Origin of the sequence: Streptomyces guryensis, from assembly GCF_021261325.1 — a bacterium.
Lineage (GTDB): Bacteria > Actinomycetota > Actinomycetes > Streptomycetales > Streptomycetaceae > Streptomyces > Streptomyces guryensis.
Genome location: NZ_JAJSBI010000003.1, coordinates 195,578 through 216,136, shown reverse-complemented (window position 1 = coordinate 216,136; position 20,559 = coordinate 195,578). Strand labels below are relative to the sequence as shown.

The following is a 20,559-nucleotide window of genomic DNA, read 5'->3' as shown; positions in this document are numbered from 1 at the left end:
GGAGGCCGGTGATCGCGGCCCTCTCGCGCTGACGGCTTCCCCGAAGGACACTCATAGGCAAAGGAGTTGCCGCCGGAGGGGGACGTGACATGCGGGACAGCCATCGGGCGGACGCCGAACGGCTGTTGGCCCGGGCCGTGGAGGAAGAGGTGCGACGCTCCGGCGGACGCACCGACGGGACGGTGCTGCTGTCCCGGTCGCGCGGCGCGCTGGACTCGATGGCGGAGACGGCCGCCGAGGAGTACGAGGCCTATATACACGCCCTGGACGAGGCGGAGGGTGACCGGCTCACCTTCGGGCAGCGATACGCCAGGGAGGGGTCCGGGACTCCCTTGCTGGTGGCGGCCGTTGCTGCCGTCGCGGCGGCACTGGCCGACCTGGCCTTCGGCACGGACACCGGCACGGCGGTGGGAGTGGGCGTCACGGTCGGCGTGGTCGGCGCCGCGGCGACCGTGATCAAGGTGGCCGGCTCCCATCTGCCCGCCGCGCACCAGCGGGCCGGCGCCGCGAGCCAGCCCGGCGGGCCGGAACAGCTGCGGCTGCAGTGGATGACGGCACTGGAGGTACGCGGCATCCGCCCGTTCCTCGACCAGCAGCGGGTGCGCGCCGCGTCCACCGGCCCGAGGAAGCCGGGCCCGCAGCTGCGCGGCACGGACAAGAGCGCGGCGGCCCGCGGGCGGAATGTGCTGGCCCAGTCGTTCGCCCAGCTCCCGGAGCCCGCGGGGGCGTTCGCGGGGCGGCGGCAGGAGATGGCGCGGATCCGGCAGTGGGTGCAGGCGTCTCGCGCGACCACGGACACCCGCCCGACGGTGGTGATCCTGCACGGGACGCCGGGCAGCGGCCGTACGACCCTCGCGATGCGCGCCACGCACGACCTGAAGGACTACTTCCGCGGCGCCTGCGTGGTCGACCTGCGCGGCGGCAGCCCGGAAGAGCCGCCGCTGTCCACCCGGGACGCCCTGCTGCATCTGCTGAACCGGCTCGGCGCACCGCGCGAACAACTGCTGTTCCGTGAGCGGTCCTCCCCCGAGCAGCAGGTCAAGCGGCTTGGCGAGCTGTACCACCAGCACCTGACGGGCCTGCCCGTGACCGTCGTCCTCGACGACGCCTCGGACCCCGAACAGATCCGTACGCTCGTCCCCGAGCGCTCCGACAGCCTCGTGCTGGTCACCGCCCGCGAGCCCCTGGAACTCCCCTCCGACCTGCAGGCCCATGTCCACGCACTGCCGGTCGAGGCGCTGGATCCGGCGGGCGCCGAGGAACTGCTGGACGCGGCGGCGCAGGACAGCTCCGGGCCGTACGACGCCGATTCGGCGGACCGGATCCGGGAGTTGTGCGGCGGGCTGCCGCTGGCACTGAGCATCGCGGGTTCGTCGCTGGGCCCGCGCTCACCGCGGCAGCTGGCCACGGATCTGGCGGCGTACGGCCCCGTCGAACCGAGCGAGCGCGTGCTGTGGCTGCGTTACACCGACCAGTCGGAGGCGGCCCGCCGGCTGCTGCGCCGGCTGGCCCTGGCCGGCCGTGCCTCCCTCGGCGCCGCCGCGGCCGCCTCCCTGCTGGCGACGGACGAGACGGAAGCCACCCGCCACCTGGTGGCGCTCTCCCGGGCCGGCCTGATCGACCATGTGCGCGGCAGCCGCTACCGCCTGCACGACCTGGTGCGGGCCTTCGCCCAGGCCCGGCTCCTCGACGAGGAGGAGGCGACCGAGCGCACGGCCGCGCAGGAACGCCTGATCGTGAACTACGCCGACCTGGCGGACTCGGTGCTGCGGCTGGTCGACGGCAACATGTCGACCCGCTCGGACCGCTTCAGCCCGCACGGCTTCACCTCCCTGGACGAGGCGCTGCGCTGGCTGGACGACGAGTCGAGCTTCATCACCTCCACGCTGCGGCACGCGGAGGGCGTGAACCAGGCGGCTGTCCTGAACCTGCTGGGCGCACTGTGCGACTACTGCCTGCTGCGCGGCGACCTCTACCGCCTGGGCGAGATCAGCGAGCTGGCGCAGGCCGTCGACCAGGGCCTGCTGGTCCGCTCGGTGCAGTGGCGCACGGGCATCGCGGCCCGTCAGCTGGGCGAGCTGGACAAGGCGCGTACGACGCTGACGTCGGTGGTCGACCTGTACATGGAGGCCCACCACGACGCGGGCGCGGCCCGCGCCCTGTGCTCCCTGGGCATCACCCTGCACCACCAGGGCAATCTCACGGAAGCGGCGGCCAAGCTCCGCGAGGCACTCGACCTCCAGGCGGCCCCCGAGCTGGCGACGGACCGCGGCTGGACGATGCACGCCCTGGCCGCCGTGGAGCGCGACCAGGGCCATGTGTCCGAGGCACTGCGGCTGCTCGCCGAGTCCCTGGTCCTGCATCGCGCCGGGGAGTCCGTGCACGGGGAGGCCTGGGCCCACTTCCAGCTGGGCCAGCTGTCGCTGCGCATGGGCGACGTGCCGCGCGCGGAGTCCGAGCTGAACGCGGCCCTCGACCGCTACAGCCGCACCCGCGACGCCCGCGGCGAGGCCTGGGCCCTCACACAGCTGGCCCGCGCCCGCCTGGTTGCCGGCGACCCGTCCCAGGCGGTGGACGGCCTGCGCCAGGCGGCGTCCCGGCACCGGGAGAACGAGGACGCCCGCGGCGAGGCCTGGACGGTCTACTACCTGGGCCAGGCCCTGGAAGAGACCGGCAACCTCGACCACGCGGTCCGCGAACTGGAACGCTCCCGCACGATGTTCTCCCGTATGCGCGATGTCTACGGCCTGGCCTGCGCCCGCCACCACTCGGCCAGGGTCACCCGCGACCAGCGCGCCGCCCAGACGGGCTCACTCAGGAACTCCGGTTTCGCCCGCCAGCTCCTGGTCGACGCCCGGGCCGACTTCCAGCGCATCGGCGTCGCCCACGGCGAGGCGTGGACCTGCCTGGAACTGGCGGTCGTGGACGCGGGCAATGCCCGTAACCCGCAGGCGCTGGCACTGTGCGACGAGGCGGTGGACCTGTTCACGTCGTACGGCGACCACCGCGGCGAGGACTGGGCCCGCTTCCTGCGCTGCACGCTGCTCCCCTACGCGGCCCCCGGCGGCGTGGAGATCGGCGCGGCGGTCGCCCAGGAGGAACTGGCCCAGCTCTCCCGCGCCGGCCATCCCCTGCGGGACCGGAAGCTCGACGACTACGTGGAGGCGTATCAGCTGCTGCTGGAGCGGGGCGTCGACCTGGAGGAGGGCTGGCAGGCCTGGCGGCTCGGGATGGTGCCGAGCCGGCATGCACGGGAGGTGATGGGGGTGGCGGTACCGGCCGGTCACTGACCGCCGGCCACCCCCGTCCCCCTGCGTCAGCTCCGGCGCGCCTCGGAGTCGGCTGCGGACTCCGCGGACGTGGTGTCCGCGTCGGCCGGCTCCTTGAACTTCACCTTGCCCATGTGCCGGTTCATGGACTTCATCAGGCCCCACACCGCCAGGGCCATCGCCGCGAAGACGATGAAGCCGAGGACGCCGGGGGTGACCTTGTTCTCGTCCACCTCCTTGGCGAGGGGGACGAGGTGCGTCATTGCCAGGCTCACGCTTGCGCTCATGTCAGGCATTCTCGCGGACGCCCGCGAAGAGGTCGTCCTCGGGGAGGGAGGTATCGACGAGGGACTTCGCGAGCTCGTACTCCTCCGTCGGCCAGACCTCCTTCTGGATCTCCATCGGGACCTTGAACCAGCCCCCGTCGGGGTCGATCTGCGTGGCGTGCGCGATCAGCGCCTTGTCACGGATCTCGAAGAACTCGGCGCACGGAACGTGCGTGGTCAGCGTGCGCTCGACGCGCTCGAACTCGCTCCAGCGCTTGAGCCAGTCCGCGTACGGCGACTCCAGGCCGCGATCGAGCAGCGCGTTGTGCAGCGCCTCCGTGCGGGGGCGGTTGAAGCCCTGGTTGTAGTAGAGCTTGAGCGGCTGGTAGATGGGGCCGAACTCGGACTCCGGGTACTTCTCGGTGTCCGCCGCGCCCTCGAACGCCACCATCGAGATCTTGTGGGTCATGATGTGGTCGGGGTGCGGGTAGCCGCCGTTCTCGTCGTAGGTGGTGATCACCTGGGGACGGAAGGAACGGATCTGCCTCACCAGCTCTCCGGCCGCCTTGTCGACGTCCTCCAGGGCGAAGCAGCCCTCGGGCAGCGGGGGCAGCGGGTCACCCTCGGGCAGACCGGAGTCCACGAAGCCGAGCCACTCCTGGCTCACCCCGAGGATCTCGCGGGCCTCGTCCATCTCCTTCTTGCGTACCTCGTGGATGTGCTCCTCGATGTACTTGTCGCCCTGCAGCTTGGGGTTGAGGATGGAGCCGCGCTCCCCGCCCGTGCAGGTCACGACCAGCACGTCCACCCCCTCGGACACGTACTTCGCCATGGTGGCCGCGCCCTTGCTCGACTCGTCGTCGGGGTGGGCGTGCACGGCCATCAGTCGCAGCTGGTCAGTCAAGACTCAATCCTCGGTAAGTCGGCGCCCGGTGTGAAGCGGCGCAATCGGCGCTTCTATAGTGACCGAACCGGGGGGCGAAAAATTCCAGGGTCCGGTTTCCGAGGGGATGATCATGAGTACGGCGAGCACGCGGCTGCCCGAGGGCCGCTACGGCCGCTCCTCGGACGAACGCGCCGACCGCAAGCTCAAGATCGCCGGGACCGTGCTCGGTGCCTTCCTGCTCGTGCTGATCGGCTACTTCGCCTACCACTACGTCGCCCAGAACAAGATCAGCGCCGAGGTGATCACCTTCGACCCCAAGAAGGACTCGGTGCAGGTGCATCTGGAGGTCCGCAAGGACGCCGACGCCACGGGCTACTGCACCATCCGCTCCCAGGCGAAGGACGGGTCCGAGGTCGGCCGGGCCGACTTCCGCTTCGGTGGACACGCCACACGCATCGACCGGCTCGTCACGCTCCGTACGACAGCCGAGGGCACCACGGCGGAACTGCTCGGCTGCCACGCCGACTGACGCCGGCCACGAGCCGGGCCCACACGGACCTGAAACGGGCTGGAGCGGGCAGGAGCGGGCAGGAGCGGGCTGACCCACGTCGGCGCCGTCCCGTCTCGGCCGGAATACACCCGCCGTGACCTGCATTGACGTAATTCTGATGGCTTATGTCCTCCCCCTTCAGCCGCTGAATTGTTAGGCTCGTGGTTTCGCCCATCCGTGAAGGAACATTCTTCTGGGTAGGGCGATGCTTTGTATTCCCAGTACCTACGAGGAGCACCTGTGACCCAGACCAGCGAGAACGTCACCTGGCTGACCCAGGAGGCGTACAACCAGCTCAGGGCCGAGCTGGACTACCTGTCTGGTCCTGCGCGCACGGAGATCGCCGCCAAGATCGCGGCCGCGCGCGAGGAGGGCGACCTGCGTGAGAACGGCGGGTACCACGCGGCCAAGGAAGAGCAGGGCAAGCAGGAGCTCCGTGTGCGCCAGCTGACCCAGCTCCTGGAGAACGCCAAGGTCGGCGAGGCCCCGGCGTCGGCGGACGGCGCCGTGGCACCCGGCATGGTCGTGACGATCGCCTTCGACGGCGACGAGGACGACACGATGACCTTCCTGCTCGCCTCGCGCGAGTACGCGAGCTCCGACATCGAGACGTACTCGCCGCAGTCCCCGCTGGGTTCCGGCGTGATCGGCCACAAGGTCGGCGAGGACGCGGAGTACGAGCTGCCGAACGGCAAGAAGGCCTCCGTGACGATCCTCAAGGCCGAGCCCTACAACGGCTGACCCTGGCCGCCGAGCCGAGCCCGGCAGCCCGCACGTCCTTGGCGAGCCCCCGGCGTCCTGGTGACGCCGGGGGCGTCGTCATGCTGTCGGTCATGCGGTCGCCGAGCGGTACTTCCGTACCGACAGCGTCCTGAATATGACGATGATCAGGGCCGAGTAGATCAGTGAGGCCCACACCGGGTGCACCATGGGCCAGGCGTCCGACGGCGACTGCCCCGGGTTTCCGAAGAGCACACGGCAGGCCTGGACCGTGGCGCTGAAGGGGTTCCACTCGGCGATGTGGCGCAGCCACGGGGTCATATGACTGGTGTCCACGAACGCGTTCGAGATGAACGTCACCGGGAACAGCCAGATGAGCCCGCTGGACGTGGCCGCCTCCGGGGTACGGACGGACATGCCGATCAGGGCGCCGATCCAGGTGAACGCATAGCCGAGCAGGAGCAGCAGGCCGAAGGCGGCGAGCACCTTCGCGGCGTTCGTGTCGCCGTCCGTCCCGACACGCCAGCCGACCAGCAGGGCCACCAGCGCCAGGACGACCAGAGTCAGCGCCGTCTGCACCATGTCCGCGAGCGTGCGCCCGGTCAGCACCGCGCCGCGCGCCATGGGCAGGGAACGGAAGCGGTCGATGAGGCCCTTGTGCATGTCGTCGGCGATACCCGCACCGGAGCTTGCGGTGGCGAAGGTGACGGTCTGCGCGAAGATGCCCGCCATCAGGAAGTTCTTGTAGTCGACGGCGCTGGTGCTGCCACCGATCTGCATGGAACCGCCGAAGACGAAGGTGAAGAGCACCACGAACATGATCGGCTGGATGAGGCCATAGATGATCATTTCGGGGATGCGGGACATACGGATCAGGTTGCGTTTCGCGACGACCATCGAGTCCCGGAAGGACTGACTGAGGGGGTTCGTGGTCGGCGCGACCCGCAGGGCGTCGGGAACGGCGCTCACTTGGTGGCCTCCTTCTTGTGCTTGCGGTCCTTGGCGGCCGCGCCCGCCGTCTCGCCGTTCTCCTCGGGCTTCTCCTCGGCCACATGTCCGGTCAGGGACAGGAAGACGTCGTCGAGGGTGGGGCGGCGCAGGCCGATGTCGTCGATCTCGACGCCGCGGGTGTCCAGCTCCCGGATGATCTCGGCGAGCAGCTTCGCGCCGCCGGTGACGGGCACCGTGAGCCTGCGGGTGTGCTCCTCGACGGTGAGCTCGCCCTTGCCGTAGCCGGTGAGGACCTCGCCGGCGGTCGTGATGTGCTCGCGCTCGTGCACCACGACCTCGACGCGCTCGCCGCCGGTGCGGGCCTTGAGCTGGTCGGAGGTGCCGCGGGCGATGACATGGCCGTGGTCGACGACCACGATGTCGTGCGCGAGGTGGTCGGCCTCCTCCAGGTACTGGGTGGTGAGCAGCAGGGTCGTGCCACCGGAGACGAGCTGTTTGATGACCTCCCACAGCAGCTGGCGGTTGCGGGGGTCGAGGCCGGTCGTCGGCTCGTCCATGAACATCACGGGCGGTGAGACGACCAGGGCCGCCGCGAGGTCGAGCCGGCGGCGCATGCCTCCGGAGTAGGTCTTCGCGGGTCGGTCGGCGGCGTCCGCGAGGTCGAACTGGTCCAGCAGCTCCCCGGCCCGGGCCTTCGCAGCCTTGGCCTTCATCTGGTAGAGCTGCCCGACCATCTGGAGGTTCTCTCGTCCGGTCAGGTATTCGTCGACCGCGGCGAACTGGCCGGACAGGCCGATGGAGCGCCGCACCTCGTTGGGCTGCTTGAGGACGTCGAGGCCGGCCACGACCGCCCTGCCGCTGTCGGGGCGCAGCAGAGTGGTCAGGCAGCGGACCGCCGTCGTCTTGCCCGCGCCGTTCGGCCCGAGCAGGCCCAGCACGGTGCCCTCGGGGACATCGAGGTCGACGCCGTCCAGAGCCCTTACGTCGCCGAAGGTCTTGACCAGGCCTTCGGCATAGATGGCGCCTGGCATGTGAGTCTCCACGTCGTCGGGGATTCTTCGGAAGCCTTGGTTTGCGCACTTGCTCCGCCTGGCGGTGACGCGGCAGACGGCCACGACACTCACCATAACGCGATGTATCGCGTCTCTCAACGCATTTGTCGGTTCGAGTGACACAGAGCCCTGAGCTGGGGTTCTCGCTGAAACCGGGTCGCCCGGCGGCTCAGTCGATGACCGTGTAGCCCGCCTCGCGCAGCGCCCGGCCGACCTCGGCGCAGTGCTCCCGCCCCTTCGTCTCCAGGTGCAGCTCGACCTCCGCCTCCGTGAGCCCGAGCCGTGGATCGGTCCGTACGTGACTCACATCGAGGACGTTAGCGTCCACCACTGACAACACCCCGAGAAGCGTCGCGAGCGCCCCCGGCCGGTCCGTCAGCCGCAGGCGTACGGCCAGGTAGCGGCCCTGCGCCGCCATGCCGTGGCGCAGGACGCGCTGCATCAGCAGCGGGTCGACGTTGCCGCCGGACAGCACCGCCACCACCGGGCCCTCGAAGGCTCCGGGCTCACTCAGCAGCGCCGCCACCGGACTCGCACCGGCCGGTTCGACGACCAGCTTGGCCCGCTCCAGGCACAGCAGCAGCGCGGTGGACAGCGCGTCCTCGGAGACCGTGCGGACCTCGTCGACCAATTCGCGGATGATGCCGAACGGCACGTCGCCGGGCCGCCCGACCTTGATGCCGTCGGCCATGGTCGCCGGGTTCTCGACTGACACCGGGCGCCCGGCCGCGAGCGAGGGCGGATACGCCGCCGCGCCCTCCGCCTGCACGCCCACGATCCGCACGTCAGGGCGCAGCGCCTTCACCGCGATCGCGATACCGGCCGCGAGGCCTCCTCCGCCGATGCCGACGACGACGGTGCGCACCTCCGGGCACTGCTCCAGGATCTCCAGCCCGACCGTGCCCTGGCCCGCGATGATGTCGGAGTGGTCGAAGGGGTGGATGAACACCGCGCCGGTCTCGGCCGCGTACGCCTGCGCGGCGGCCAGCGTCTCGTCGACGACCTGTCCGTGCAGGCGTACCTCGGCGCCGTACTCGCGGGTGGCGCTGATCTTCGGCAGCGGGGCGCCCTGCGGCATGAACACCGTCGCCCGCACGCCGAGCAGCGAGGACGCCAGGGCGACGCCCTGCGCGTGGTTGCCGGCGCTCGCCGCCACCACCCCGGCGGCCCTCTCCTCGGGCAGCAGTCCGGCGATACGGACGTAGGCGCCGCGCAGCTTGAAGGAGCCCGTCCGCTGGAGGTTCTCGCATTTGAAGTGCACCGGCGCGCCCACCAGCTGGGACAGGTGCCTGCTGCCCTCCATCGCCGTCACCCGCGCCACGCCCGAGAGCATCTTCTGGGCGCCCCGCACGTCGTCGAGGGTCACGGGCCGAAAGGAGTCAGCCGTGCTGTAGCTCATGACTCAAGCATCGCAGTTCACAGGGGCCCGCGGCCGGTGTGACCAACGTCCGAGACTGGTTTGCGCAGCGCCGGTACGGCTTGCCCCCCGGCCGCGTACTCTGTCCCCCATTCACAGACCACCTTCATGAAGCGAGCCTCCGGCCATGCCCACAACACCTGAAATGTCGATGGACATGACGACCGTCGGTGACACCGGTCTCCTCGACACGCTGCAGCACGAGGTGGCGGTCTTCGCCCGCCGTGCCGAACAGACCCGGCTCGGCGGCGTCGGGCAGGTGCGCAACTCCATGGACCGCGCCGCGTACCTGCTGCTCAACCGCCTCGACAAGGAAGGCCCGATGGGCGTCAAGGCGCTCGCGGCGAGCATGGGCATCGACTCGTCGACGGTCACCCGGCAGGTGGCCCCGCTGGTGGACACCGGGCTCGTCAAGCGCACCTCGCACCCCGAGGACGGCCGCGCGGTGGTGCTTCAGCTGTCCCCGCGCGGGCAGTCCCGGCTGGAGGAAGTGCGCTCCTCGCGGCGTCAGTTGATGGCCGAGTTGACGGAGGACTGGGCGCCGGAGGAGCGCAAGGCGTTCTGCACGCTCCTCACGCGCTTCAACACCGCGCTCTCCTCCCGGATGACGGCCCCGGGGATGCCGGGGCCGGAGGCTTCGTCGGCCTCGTAGCCGCCGTCCGCACACCTGCTCGCCGGACTCGGTACGCGCGCGTGCCGCGCAGCTCTTGACCGAAAGGCCACCCCTGGCCTCAGATGAGACCGGGTCCCCGTCGTACGCGGTTCCGCATCGCGTACGCGGCCGGGTCCCGTTCCGTCAGGGGCGCGTCAGGGCGGGAGGCGCGGTGAGACAGCGGCAGACGTTCCAAGGCGCCCGCCGCGCCCGGGAGTTCGAAGCGTTCGTCGCGGGCGCGGCAGGGCGGCTGCTGCTTGCCGCCACGCTGCTCACGGCGGAGGCCCCGGACGACAACCCGCGCGCGCGGCGCCTGCTGACGCTGGCCCTCGCGCACACGTACGCGTACTGGGACCGGCTGCGCGGGGAGGACCCGTACGACCGCACCCGTCAGTACCTGGCGACCCGCTTCGCGCGCGGGGCATGGCACCAGTACGGCGGTTTCGGCCGGGCCCGCCCGCATCCCGGCAGTCCGCTGGCCCGGCTGGCACCGCAGGAGCGCCTGATCCTGGTCCTCAGGTTGTACGAGGGCGTCGCCGAGGAGCAGACGGCGGCGCTGCTCGGCCTGCCGGCGGAACGCGTCCGGACGATCTGCGAGCGGGCCACGGCGACGCTGCTGCATCCGCCGCGGAACCCGGCGCCGGCGGTCGGCGGGGCGAAGGTGGCGCCGTCATGAGGCGCCCGGGCGGAGGGGGCCGCGCATGAACCGGGCCCAGCGCGAGGCCGCCGCACGACGGCTCCTGGAGCAGGTGCCGCCGCCGGTGCCGCCGGACCTGTACGGGGAGGTCATCCGCCGCGGTGCCCGCAGCCTGCGCCACAGGACGCTCGCCCGCCGCCTGATGTGGCTGCTGCTGTGCGCCGCGAGCCTGGCGTTCCTGGTGTGGGCCCTGACGGCCCGCCCGTGGGTGGAGCCGCCCTCGCAGACGACTCCCCCGTACACGGGCTGGTGAGCGGGCCTTTCGGCTAGCCGAGCGCCTGCTGCAGGTCCTCCAGGAGGTCGTCGACGTTCTCGATGCCCACGGAGAGGCGTACGAGATCGGCGGGCACCTCGAGGGCGGAGCCGGCCACGGACGCATGGGTCATGCGCCCGGGGTGCTCGATCAGGGACTCGACGCCGCCCAGGGACTCGCCGAGTGTGAACACCTTGGCGCGGTTGCAGACCTCGACGGCCGCCTGCTCGCCGCCCTCGACCCGGAAGGAGATCATGCCGCCGAAGGAGCGCATCTGCTTCGCGGCGACCTCGTGCCCGGGGTGCTCGGGCAGGCCCGGGTACAGGACGCTCGTCACGCGTGCGTGCCGGGTGAGCATGTCCGCGACCTTCGTGGCGTTCTCGCTGTGCCGGTCCATGCGCACGGACAAGGTCTTCGCGCCGCGCAGCACCAGCCAGGAGTCGAAGGGCCCGGCGACCGCGCCCATCGCGTTCTGGTGGTACGCCAGTTCCTCGCCGAGCGCCTCGTCGGCGACGACCAGCGCACCGCCCACGACGTCGGAGTGGCCGCCCATGTACTTGGTCAGCGAGTGCACGACGACGTCCGCGCCGAGCGCCAGCGGCTGCTGCAGATAGGGCGTGGCGAAGGTGTTGTCGACGACGAGCTTCACGCCCGCGTCCCGGGCGATCTGGGCGACCGCGGCGATGTCGGTGATGCCGAGCAGCGGGTTGGAGGGGGTCTCCACCCACACGGCCTTGGTCTTCGGGGTGAGGGCGGCCCGTACGGAGGACGGATCGCTGGTGTCGGCGACCGACCACTCCACCCCCCACCGGGCGACGACCTTCGCGAACAGACGGAACGTGCCGCCGTACGCGTCATTGGGGATGACCACGTGGTCGCCGGGGCTGAGCAGCGTACGCAACAGGCAGTCCTCGGCCGCCAGTCCGGACGCGAACGCGAGGCCGCGACGGCCGCCCTCAAGGGCTGCGAGGTTCTCTTCAAGGGCGGTCCTGGTGGGGTTGGCGCTGCGGCTGTACTCGTAGCCGCCGCGCAGTCCGCCGACGCCGTCCTGCTTGTAGGTCGAGACCTGGTAGATCGGCGGGACGACCGCGCCGGTGAGGGGATCGGCGGTGTTGCCCGCGTGGATCGCGAGGGTCTCGAAGTGCTGACTGATGTGCCTGTCGCTCATGGGCACCGAGGGTAGTGCGCTCGCGGCGCGGGCGCCGGACGGCGAGGCGCGGGAGGCCGTACTGCCGGGTTTTCCCTCGGTTCCGGGTCCGGGCTCAAGGAGTTTTCCACAGGCCGCCGACCGGGTTCGCCAATTGTCGGCGGCGTCTGGAACGCTTGAGCCATGGAATTTCTCTGGGTCCTGATCGCGGCCGTCATGCTGGGCTTCGTGCTGCTCCCCGTCATGCGGCGCAGGCGGGGCATGATCGAGCAGGTCCCGGCCGGCCACCCGGACGCCGCCGACCCCGCGAACTACGGGTTCGTGCGGGAGGAGGAGCTGGACGTCCGCATGCCCGGCCCCGACCAGGACCTGCTGGACGTCCTGGACCTGGTGCAGCGCACCCAGGAGCACCGCGCGGCCTCGCAGCTGCTGGCGGGCACGGAGTCGGAGGGCGAGCTGCGCTGGCAGCGCGTGCAGGCCTTCGCGGGCGCCGCGTCGCTGGAGCTGCAGCAGCGGCCCGGCGGGGTCAGCGAGACGCCTGGCGGTCAGTGGCTCAGGGTGTGGCGGGCCGAGCAGCCCAAGGACGCGGGCGGCGCGGCGGTGCACGCCGAGTTCCTGGTGCAGCAGGCGTGGCGGACGTCGACGCGGGGCACGGACGAGTTCCGGATCATCATGGAGGAGGCGAGGGCGGCCTGCGGGGACGCGGCACTGCTGGCGCCGGGAGACCCGGTCCCGTACATCGTCGAGCTGTCGGTGGCCCGCGGGCTGGCGTACTCCCAGCCGGAGTTCGAGCAGCTCTGGCTGAAGATCCTGGACCGCGCCCCGGCCCACATGGGTGCCCACCTGGCCGCCCTGCACTACTGGTGCGAGAAGTGGCACGGTTCCCGTGAGCTGGCGTACTCCTTCGCGGAGGCGGCGGCAGCGCGCGCCCCCCAGGGTTCCCTCCTCGCCGCCATGCCCCTGTTCGCGGTCTTCGAGCACCTCCCCGAGGTGAACCTGGTCAGCAGCTTCTACCGGAGCGAGGTCGTCACGAAGGCGATCCACGGAGCGCTGCACGCCGTCCACTCGGCCCGCCCCGACGACCCGATGCTCGCGCACGTACGCCATCTGCTGGTCTTCTTCCTGGTCCGCTCGGAGCGCTGGGCGGAGGCCATGAACCAGCTCATACACATCGACGGCCATGTCGGCGCCCTGCCCTGGACGCTGTCCGCCGACCCGGCGGCGGAGTTCGCGGTCTACCGGGCGCTGGCCGTCGCGGGCTACGAGGCGAACGGCGGCAGCCCGGCGACGCTGCCGCACTGAGCGGGCATCGCCGCGGCTCCCCGGCCGGCCGGCGGGGTGCCGACGAGGAGGGGAAGCCGCCCCGGTGAGCATTTGACCTTGACACGGTGACAAGGCCTTCACTGCTTGCCGAGGAGGTGGTCTCGATGACCACGGGACAGGACACGGATGCGATACGAGCGCTCCAGGGCCACCTGGAGGACGGCCGTTCGTCGGTGCGGCTGCGGGCGGCTCTGGCGGCCGGGACGACACCGGAGCCGCGCTTCGTCGACAAGCTCGTCGAGCGATGCGCGGTCGAGCCCGACTTCTTCGTCCGCGAGATGCTGACCTGGGCACTCACCCGGCACCCGGTGTCCGTGACGCTCCCCGGGCTGCTCCGCGAACTCCGCTCGGAGCAGGCGCAGGCACGGAGCCAGGCACTGCACACGCTGTCGAAGATCGGGGACCGGCAGGCGTGGCCGGCGATCACCCGGGCACTGCTGACCGACGCCGACGACGAGGTGGCGCGGAGCGCCTGGCGGGCCGCGGTCGTGGTCGTGCCGGAGGGCCAGGAGTCCGGACTGGCCTCGCTGCTGGCGACGCAGCTCGGGCGCGGTGAGCGGGAGACGCAGCTGAGTCTCAGCCAGGCGCTGGTCGCGCTCGGCGAGGTCGTCCGGCCGGTTCTGCGTACTGCGACGACGGCTCCTGCCCAGCGGGTCCGCACGCACGCGCTCGCCACCGAACGGCTGCTGCGCGACCCGGACGCCGGATTCGAGTTCGCGATCGAGGAGGCGAAGCGCTTCGTGGCCCTCGGCGGGGCCGGCCAGGAGGGACGGTAGGACGTGCTGATCGGTGAGGTGGCGCGACGGTCCGGGGTCAGTGCCCGCATGCTCAGGCACTACGAGTCGCTCGGCCTGCTGCGGCCTTCGGGTCGTACGGGCTCCGGCTATCGGGAGTACTCCGGCGAGGACATCAGGCGGATCCTCCACGTCGAGAGCCTGAGGTCGCTGGGGCTGTCGCTGCGGGAGATCGGACGCGCGCTGGACGATCCCGGCTTCACGCCCTCGGCGCTCGTCGACGACCTCATCCGTCAGACGCGCGAACGCATCGCGGCCGAGACCGAGTTGCTCACGCGGCTGTGCCGGATCGGTGCCGCGGAACCCGCCGGCTGGGAGGACGTCCTTCAGGCCGTCGCGTTCCTCCGGGCGCTGGGGTCGAAGAGCGCCGCCGCGCGTCAGCGTGCGGCGCTTTCCTCGGCTTCCTCGGTCGACGAGGTCCCGGTGGAGGCCCTGGCCGAGGCGGTGCTCAGGGAGGCGGATCCGAACGTCGCCGGAGCCCTTCGGTGGGCCCTGGCGCGATCGGGCGACGGCGGCACGGCACTGCTGGCGGAGGGCCTCTCCTCACCGGAGGCCGCGGTGCGGGAACGTGCCGTTCAGTCCCTCGCGGAGCTGCCCGGGGGCGAGGCGGCCGCCCGGCTGCGGGACGCACTCGCGCACCCCGATGCCGTGGTCCGCGGCCATGCGGCCCTGGCGCTCGGGACACAGGGGGTGGCCGACGCGGCCCCGACGCTCATCGACATGATCGTGGCGGGCAGGAACGACACCGATGCGGCCGACGCACTGAGCATGCTGGCGAGCGACAGGGCGACGGCGGACCGGATCGCCACCGGGCTCGTCGACCACCTGGCCCACGACACCACTGAGGCACCGGCCCGCGTACGGCTGACCCAGGCGCTGGCGGACATCCCCGGGAGCACGGCGTCACGTGCCCTCGTGGAGCTGTCGGGCGACGGGGACCGAGCCGTCGCGCTGACTGCGACGTACCTTCTTCAGCTGCGCGACGGACGGTGACGGTCTTCCGAGGTGCCTCGTACGAGGTCAGCCCTCGGCGCGGGCGGGCAGCCGCCATCCCGGGCGCGGGAAGTGGCAGGTGTAGCCGTCCGGGTAACGCTGCAGGTAGTCCTGGTGCTCGGGCTCGGCCTCCCAGAACGGACCCACCGGCTCCACCTCGGTGACGACCTTGCCCGGCCACAGACCGGAGGCGTCCACATCCGCGATCGTGTCCTCGGCGATCCGCTTCTGCTCGTCGTCGACGTAGTAGATCGCCGAGCGGTAGCTGAGGCCGATGTCGTTGCCCTGGCGGTTCTTCGTGCTCGGGTCGTGGATCTGGAAGAAGAACTCCAGGAGCGCGCGGAAGTCGGTCTTCGCGGGGTCGAAAAGGATCTCGATGGCCTCCGCGTGCGTGCCGTGGTTTCGGTACGTCGCGTTCGGCACGTCACCCCCGGTGTATCCCACCCGGGTCGCCGTCACGCCCGGAAGCCGGCGGATCAGCTCTTCCATCCCCCAGAAGCATCCGCCCGCCAGCACGGCCCTCTGCGTCTGCGCAGCCATTGCAGCCCTCCTCTGTCTGTCAGCCGGGGCACTCGGGCGACGCTGCTCGCACGCCCCGGCATCCCGTGCCCACCCTGCTCAACGCGCGAGGGTTCCAGGCGATTCCGCGCCCGTCCGTCCGGGCGCGCGGGGGTGGGCCCCGCCATGCTGCCGGGTAGCTGTCTCCGACCGTGCGTCAGCCTCTCGATTCGTGTCCGACCTGCCCGAACACTCCAGTGCGATCACCGACGCGGGGGTCGATCACGGCGGCCCTCACCCTGCGCCCCGCGCTGTGCGCACCCGGGATGAGCGCTGAGAAGCTGATGATGCGCGACTTGCATCCGCGCCGCCTTGACAGCCTTCCCGCCGAACAGCACGTCAGCCCCGGAGGGGGCCGGAACCGGTCCTCGGACAGGCGGGCAGAAGCGGCGCTGGTGGCGGCGACGCAGCTCGCCGCACACCACCGCCGGGCCACGAACAGGCTGAACGCCGCTGGCCGGAAAAGGCCGTGAACACGGCTTGACGTGGGTCATCAAGCCACGTTGGCAGACGACCGCCGCCGGCAGCGTCCGGACGCGGGCTGATCCACTCCGCGTCGATGCCATGGTCCCGGATGATCTCTTTCAAGCCGCCGTACGTCTCACCGCGGACGAAGTCCCGGAGGCAGACGGGCAACCCGGCAGCGCCGTCAGCCCGTGACCGTCATGCTCTCGACAGCGGGAAACCCCTTGTCCCACCAATGTCCGTAACGCCGGTAGACAGACGGATCGCGGTTGACGAGAAATGCCGACAGCCTCTGCGCCTCCTCCGTCAGACCTTGCCACGCTGCCTTGTCGAGTTTTCGGAAGGTGGTCAACTCCAGCCCGCCGCCCACGGCACGCCATACTCCGGCGACCTGCCCGTCGACGAGCAGACAGGGCAGCACGTCGCCATTGCGCCGGACGACCAGGGGCCGGTATTCCTCGGGCATGACACGACCGGGGACCACGTGGGCCAACAGCGTGCTGTCCCACATCGGCAGCAGCCTCGCGGGCGCCGGGGTGTCCTCCGCGGGCAGGGTGGCGTCCACAAGGTCGAACAGGGCGGCGCGGCCGGGCCCGGCCACTGGTACCACCCGGTCGCCGAGCTTGTGCAGCGCCTCGGTTATGACGGGACTCGTCAGCAGGGTGAACCGGGCGAAGTCCCGGGCCGACGCCGGCCCGAACGCCCGTAGGTAGGACAGCAGCAGTCGCTGAACCCCAGCGTCCGATTCTGCCGGAACGGGTCCAGGGGCGGTTGGGGAGACCCGGTAGCTGTTCGGCGTGGTGAACGACCACGGGCCGCCCGTGGGCACATGATGCACGGGCGCGTACGTGCGCAGCGCCCACCACACACGGTGCGCGTGCTCGCCGAACGTCCCCTTGACGTGGTCCTCCACCTCGGCGCCGGTGCGGGGCTGCTCCAGGAACCCGGCGAGTTCGTGGAGCAGCGCGTCGGCGTCGGTGGGGGACAGTCCTGTCGCGGTGAAACGCCGGTCGTACAGCCGCGACGCCCGCAGAGTGCTGAGCATGGCGGAGCGATAGGGCGCGTAGTCCTCGGCATGGACGGCATGCAGCGTGAGCCGCATGAGGGTTGCCTTCACGATCCGGCGGTCCGTGAACGCCGCGTCGAGATCCTCGGGCGCGAAGTCCTGCACGCGATTCCACAACGCCAGATACGGCGATGCCGGCGTCTGCGCCTGGAGAGCACAGATCCGGCGAACCGTCTCCGTCACATCGAGGCGTTGGCGTTCGAGCAGGAGCTGACGGTCCAGGGTGGCCAGGGCGAGCTGCCGGGCAGTGACTGTCACGCCCGGATTATGTCTCTCCCCCGGCGCCCCGGGGATACAGGTGAGGCCGTACGACGGTATGCGGACGAGTGGACGGTCTCCTTCAGTGATGTGACCCCACTCGCACGGGAGACAGACGCGTACGCAGACAGCGGCGGCCTCGATGCGGCGGCCCGGCTGATCCCGCAGGAGTGCCCGTACCCTGCGGCGGACGGACTCCCGGCCCATCCGCGTCCGTCGGACGCATCCGGCCGCCCGCTCGACGAGCGCCGGCGGACGGCCGCAAATTCAGTTGCCGCGTCGTGTGCCGATGCGGGCTAATGCCACGCATGGCTGACATTCAGGGCTCGTACGACGGTCTGTTCGCCGCGGTGCCGAATGCACTGGCGGAGCTGCTGGACGCCGGGGACACAGGCGGCTCGGTGGCCGTCTTCGTGGACGGCGAGCCGGTGGTGGACGTGTGGGGAGGGTTCGCCGACACGGAGCGGACGGTGCCCTGGGAGCGGGACACGATCGTCAACGTCTACTCCGTCACCAAGACCATGACGGCGCTGTGCGCGCTCGTCCTGGCCGACCGTGGCGAGCTCGACCCGGATGCGCCCGTGGCCGTGTACTGGCCGGAGTTCGCCGCGGCGGGCAAGGAGCGGGTCCTGGTACGGCATCTGCTCTCGCACACCGCGGGCCTGCCCGACTGGGACGGGCCCGTCGAGGAGATCTACGACTGGCCGGCCGCCACGGCGCGGCTCGCCGCGCAGGCGCCGCAGTGGGAACCGGGCAGCGCGGCCGGCTACCACTCGCTCACCCAGGGGTTCCTCGTGGGCGAGGTCGTCCGGCGGATCAGCGGGCGGAGCGTGGGGGAGTTCCTCGCGGACGAGATCACCGGGCCGCTGGGGGCCGACTTCCACATCGGGCTGGCCGCCGAGCACGACCGGCGCGTGGCGCTCACGGTGCCGCCGCCGGGACACGACGAGGAGTACACCGCGAGCGCGCCCGGCAGGGGGTCGGCCCCCGCCGCCGGGACCCCCCTCCGGGTCCGGGACGGCAACAGCGTGGCCTGGCGCCGTGCGCAGATCCCGGCGGCGAGCGGATTCGGCAACGCACGGTCGGTCGCGCTCGTGCAGTCGGCGATGGCCTGCGGCGGGACGCTGCGCGGAGTGCGGCTGCTGTCGCAGGCAGGGCGCGACCGCGCCTGGGAGGAGCAGTTCAGCGGCGACGACCGGGTGCTGGGCATGCCCGTGCGCTGGGGCCTGGGCTACGGGCTCTTCGGCAACACCTACGGATGGGGCGGTTGGGGCGGCTCGCTGGTGATGATCGAACCCGAGGCCCGCCTGGTGGTGGCGTACGTGACGAACCAGATGCGCGAACCCGCCCATGACAACCGGGGGTTGGAGATCGTCATGTCCGCCTACGACGGTCTCGTGGGGCTGCGGGCTTGAGAGAACCGATCGGTACGGATCACAGTCGCTCCGCCAGGAATTCCTCCCACGTCCGCTTCCCGACCTCCGCGCCCACCAGTGTGAGGTTCTCCCCCGCCCGGTACGCCCGCCCCGCCTTCCCCGGGATGCGGACGGGCAGCTTCGGACGTGGGCGCCTGCCGCGGAGTTCGAGGTACGGACGGACCAGGGCGGGGAGGTCGTAGAGCCTGGGGCCTGCCATGTCCGGGACCAGGCCGGCGGGCTCGCCCAGGGTCAACTCCACCAGTCGGGCGGCCACTTCGCGGGAGTCGACCGGCTGGAGGCGAAGGCCGCCCGGGGCCGGGAGCACGGGCAGCCTGGTCAGCTTCTCCGCCATCGTCGGAGTGAGGTCGTGGGTGCCGTACGCCCGAAGCCTGCGCCGCCCGTAGGAGGTTGCGGGTCGCCGGTCGTCTCCCTTCTGACCGCCCGCGGGGTGCAGGACGGTGTCCGTGCCGGAGACGGCGGCCTCGATGCCCTCCCCCTCCAGGAGGTCGGCGCTGACGTACTCGACGCCGTCCGCGGCGGGACGGGCGCTCCGGCTCAGCACCCGCACCCCGCGGCCGGCCGACTGCAGAAGGGGGACCACATGGCCAGAAGGGGGACCACATGGCCGCCCAGGGTGCCGGTGCCGCCCGTGACCAGGGTGGGGGCCGTCATGATGCACTGCTCCAGATCCCGTGACGCCCGGAGCCGCGGTTCCGAAGCGTCTGCCGTCTTGCCTTCGCCGCTATGACGCGGTGCGGCGCGGTGATGTGACAGGCGCTTCTGGTTTGTGGTGGGCTGACGCCCGCTCATCAGGAGGCGTTCACCGCATGCCTGGACCAACTGCCGTCTGTTCCCGCCGAGTTCGTCATCCCGCACGCAGGTTTCTCGGCCGGGGCCGAGGTCAGCTCCCGCTGCCGTACGGCCTGGTGATGATCTCCAGGTTGTGGCCGTTGGGGTCGTCGAAGTAGGCGCCCCGCCCGCCGTCGTTGTGGTTGATCTCGCCGCGGCGGTGGTGGTACGGGTCCGCCCAGTAGGGCAGTCCCGCGTCCTGGATGCGGCTGAAGATGGTGTCGAAGTCGCCCTCGGACACCAGGAACGCGTAGTGCTGCGGCGTGATGTCGCCGTCCGTCTCCATGTAGTCGAGGGTCACGCCGTTCGGGATCTCGACGGGGATGAAGGGGCCGAACTGCGGGCTCGGTTCCAGCCCCAGGATGTCGGCGAGGAACTGGGCCGAGGCCTTCTTGTCGTGCGCGGCGACGATGGTGTGGTTCAGCTGCACGTTCATCGTGTGGGCCTCCTCATGCCCAAGATACTCCGACGGGCAGATAGGTAAGGCTTGCCTTCTGACCGGGCGGGGCCGGGAGCAAGCGGGGCCCCTGGGCGCCGTACCGCTGGTGTCGTTGCCCGCGCCGGTGTGGGCGGGCCGGGTGCGGCGGCCGCTGGGGCTCGACCCCGGCACCGCGGCCGGCCTCGGGGTGCGGGTGGACCGGGTGCGGCTCGGTGTCACCGTGCCCGGTGTCGTGCTCGGTGTCGTGCTCGCCGCTACGGCCACGGGGGTGGCGGGGCCGATCGGGTTCGTGGCGCTCACCGCCCCGCTGGCCCGGCGGTTCACCCGTACGCCCCGACTGCCGCTTCTTGACGCCGCGTTGACCGGGGCGGTCGTCCTCGTCGCCGCCGATCTCGTCGCGCGCACCCTGCTGCCGCCGCTGGAGATCCCGGTCGGCGCGCTCACTTCGCCAGTCGGCGGGGGGGTATCGGCTGTGGTCGCTGGGGCGGCGCACCGCCACACGCCGAGGGGCCCCGGCGTAACCCTGCGCCGGGGCC

General features: G+C 71.3%; 20 protein-coding genes and 1 pseudogene. 11 read left to right on the top strand and 10 right to left on the bottom strand.

The window, feature by feature from the left end; all coding sequences use genetic code 11:
- The first annotated feature begins 89 nt into the window (after window positions 1-89).
- Window positions 90-3,290 carry a tetratricopeptide repeat protein gene (locus tag LJ657_RS07915; protein WP_232647671.1) on the top strand — a complete coding sequence of 1,067 codons (3,201 nt, stop codon included), beginning with the start codon at window positions 90-92 and terminating at the stop codon, window positions 3,288-3,290.
- A 26-nt stretch (window positions 3,291-3,316) separates the two neighbouring features.
- Here the strand turns inward: LJ657_RS07915 and LJ657_RS07910 are convergent, their stop codons facing one another.
- Window positions 3,317-3,565, bottom strand: a complete 249-nt coding sequence (locus LJ657_RS07910; RefSeq protein ID WP_232647670.1) for a hypothetical protein — start codon at window positions 3,563-3,565, stop codon at window positions 3,317-3,319.
- Window positions 3,558-4,439 carry a mycothiol conjugate amidase Mca gene (gene mca, locus LJ657_RS07905; protein ID WP_232647669.1) on the bottom strand — a complete coding sequence of 294 codons (882 nt, stop codon included), beginning with the start codon at window positions 4,437-4,439 and terminating at the stop codon, window positions 3,558-3,560. Before mca ends, LJ657_RS07910 begins: the two co-directional genes overlap by 8 nt.
- A 112-nt stretch (window positions 4,440-4,551) precedes the next feature.
- Between mca and LJ657_RS07900 the strand changes: the two genes are divergently transcribed.
- Window positions 4,552-4,950, top strand: coding sequence for a DUF4307 domain-containing protein (locus LJ657_RS07900; RefSeq protein WP_232647668.1), 399 nt, complete (start codon window positions 4,552-4,554; stop codon window positions 4,948-4,950).
- Between the two features lie 261 nt (window positions 4,951-5,211).
- Window positions 5,212-5,712 carry a transcription elongation factor GreA gene (gene greA, locus LJ657_RS07895; protein ID WP_232647667.1) on the top strand — a complete coding sequence of 167 codons (501 nt, stop codon included), beginning with the start codon at window positions 5,212-5,214 and terminating at the stop codon, window positions 5,710-5,712.
- Between the two features lie 90 nt (window positions 5,713-5,802).
- Here greA and LJ657_RS07890 read toward each other — a convergent pair whose 3' ends face one another.
- The 3 genes from LJ657_RS07890 to ilvA all read right to left on the bottom strand — a co-directional run bounded on the left by LJ657_RS07890 (window position 5,803) and on the right by ilvA (window position 9,093).
- Window positions 5,803-6,660 (bottom strand): ABC transporter permease, encoded by an 858-nt coding sequence (locus LJ657_RS07890; RefSeq protein ID WP_232647666.1) that lies wholly within the window; start codon window positions 6,658-6,660, stop codon window positions 5,803-5,805.
- Window positions 6,657-7,673, bottom strand: a complete 1,017-nt coding sequence (locus tag LJ657_RS07885) for an ATP-binding cassette domain-containing protein (protein WP_232647665.1) — start codon at window positions 7,671-7,673, stop codon at window positions 6,657-6,659. The genes LJ657_RS07890 and LJ657_RS07885 overlap by 4 nt, the downstream gene beginning before the upstream one ends.
- Before the next feature lie 190 nt (window positions 7,674-7,863).
- On the bottom strand, window positions 7,864-9,093 hold the full coding sequence (gene ilvA, locus LJ657_RS07880) for a threonine ammonia-lyase (RefSeq protein ID WP_232647664.1): 1,230 nt from the start codon (window positions 9,091-9,093) through the stop codon (window positions 7,864-7,866).
- 163 nt (window positions 9,094-9,256) lie between these two features.
- Here ilvA and LJ657_RS07875 point away from each other — a divergent pair, with 163 nt between their 5' ends.
- The 3 genes from LJ657_RS07875 to LJ657_RS07865 all read left to right on the top strand — a co-directional run bounded on the left by LJ657_RS07875 (window position 9,257) and on the right by LJ657_RS07865 (window position 10,713).
- Window positions 9,257-9,763, top strand: coding sequence for a MarR family winged helix-turn-helix transcriptional regulator (locus LJ657_RS07875; RefSeq protein ID WP_232647966.1), 507 nt, complete (start codon window positions 9,257-9,259; stop codon window positions 9,761-9,763).
- A gap of 172 nt (window positions 9,764-9,935) precedes the next feature.
- A complete protein-coding gene (locus tag LJ657_RS07870) occupies window positions 9,936-10,439 on the top strand; it encodes a sigma factor-like helix-turn-helix DNA-binding protein (protein WP_232647663.1) in 504 nt (167 codons plus the stop codon).
- Between the two features lie 25 nt (window positions 10,440-10,464).
- Window positions 10,465-10,713, top strand: coding sequence for a hypothetical protein (locus tag LJ657_RS07865; protein ID WP_232647662.1), 249 nt, complete (start codon window positions 10,465-10,467; stop codon window positions 10,711-10,713).
- Between the two features lie 13 nt (window positions 10,714-10,726).
- Here LJ657_RS07865 and LJ657_RS07860 read toward each other — a convergent pair whose 3' ends face one another.
- Window positions 10,727-11,881, bottom strand: coding sequence for a cystathionine gamma-synthase (locus LJ657_RS07860; RefSeq protein ID WP_232647661.1), 1,155 nt, complete (start codon window positions 11,879-11,881; stop codon window positions 10,727-10,729).
- A 162-nt stretch (window positions 11,882-12,043) separates the two neighbouring features.
- On the opposite strand from LJ657_RS07860, the gene LJ657_RS07855 reads away from it, so the two are divergent.
- From LJ657_RS07855 to LJ657_RS07845, 3 genes are all read left to right on the top strand, one after another.
- Window positions 12,044-13,162 carry a hypothetical protein gene (locus LJ657_RS07855; protein WP_232647660.1) on the top strand — a complete coding sequence of 373 codons (1,119 nt, stop codon included), beginning with the start codon at window positions 12,044-12,046 and terminating at the stop codon, window positions 13,160-13,162.
- 125 nt (window positions 13,163-13,287) lie between these two features.
- On the top strand, window positions 13,288-13,959 hold the full coding sequence (locus LJ657_RS07850; RefSeq protein ID WP_232647659.1) for a HEAT repeat domain-containing protein: 672 nt from the start codon (window positions 13,288-13,290) through the stop codon (window positions 13,957-13,959).
- Window positions 13,960-13,962: 3 nt separating this feature from the next.
- Window positions 13,963-14,970 (top strand): MerR family transcriptional regulator, encoded by a 1,008-nt coding sequence (locus LJ657_RS07845; RefSeq protein ID WP_232647658.1) that lies wholly within the window; start codon window positions 13,963-13,965, stop codon window positions 14,968-14,970.
- Between the two features lie 27 nt (window positions 14,971-14,997).
- On the opposite strand, the gene msrA is transcribed toward LJ657_RS07845, so the two are convergent.
- Both msrA and LJ657_RS07835 read right to left on the bottom strand, forming a co-directional pair.
- Window positions 14,998-15,510 (bottom strand): peptide-methionine (S)-S-oxide reductase MsrA, encoded by a 513-nt coding sequence (msrA, locus tag LJ657_RS07840; protein WP_037683774.1) that lies wholly within the window; start codon window positions 15,508-15,510, stop codon window positions 14,998-15,000.
- Window positions 15,511-16,177: 667 nt separating this feature from the next.
- Entirely contained in the window at window positions 16,178-17,317 is a 1,140-nt protein-coding gene (locus tag LJ657_RS07835; protein WP_232647657.1) for a winged helix DNA-binding domain-containing protein, read from the bottom strand.
- Between the two features lie 308 nt (window positions 17,318-17,625).
- Here LJ657_RS07835 and LJ657_RS07825 point away from each other — a divergent pair, with 308 nt between their 5' ends.
- A complete protein-coding gene (locus LJ657_RS07825) occupies window positions 17,626-18,732 on the top strand; it encodes a serine hydrolase domain-containing protein (RefSeq protein ID WP_232647656.1) in 1,107 nt (368 codons plus the stop codon).
- 19 nt (window positions 18,733-18,751) lie between these two features.
- Here the strand turns inward: LJ657_RS07825 and LJ657_RS07820 are convergent, their stop codons facing one another.
- Together LJ657_RS07820 and LJ657_RS07815 are read right to left on the bottom strand one after the other, a co-directional pair.
- A complete protein-coding gene (locus LJ657_RS07820) occupies window positions 18,752-19,336 on the bottom strand; it encodes an SDR family oxidoreductase (RefSeq protein ID WP_308117016.1) in 585 nt (194 codons plus the stop codon).
- 300 nt (window positions 19,337-19,636) lie between these two features.
- Window positions 19,637-20,020 (bottom strand): VOC family protein, encoded by a 384-nt coding sequence (locus LJ657_RS07815; protein ID WP_232647655.1) that lies wholly within the window; start codon window positions 20,018-20,020, stop codon window positions 19,637-19,639.
- Here LJ657_RS07815 and LJ657_RS07810 point away from each other — a divergent pair.
- Window positions 19,908-20,423: pseudogene (locus LJ657_RS07810) on the top strand (iron chelate uptake ABC transporter family permease subunit); the annotation flags it as partial. The gene LJ657_RS07815 and the pseudogene LJ657_RS07810 overlap by 113 nt on opposite strands.
- Window positions 20,424-20,559 lie beyond the last annotated feature (136 nt).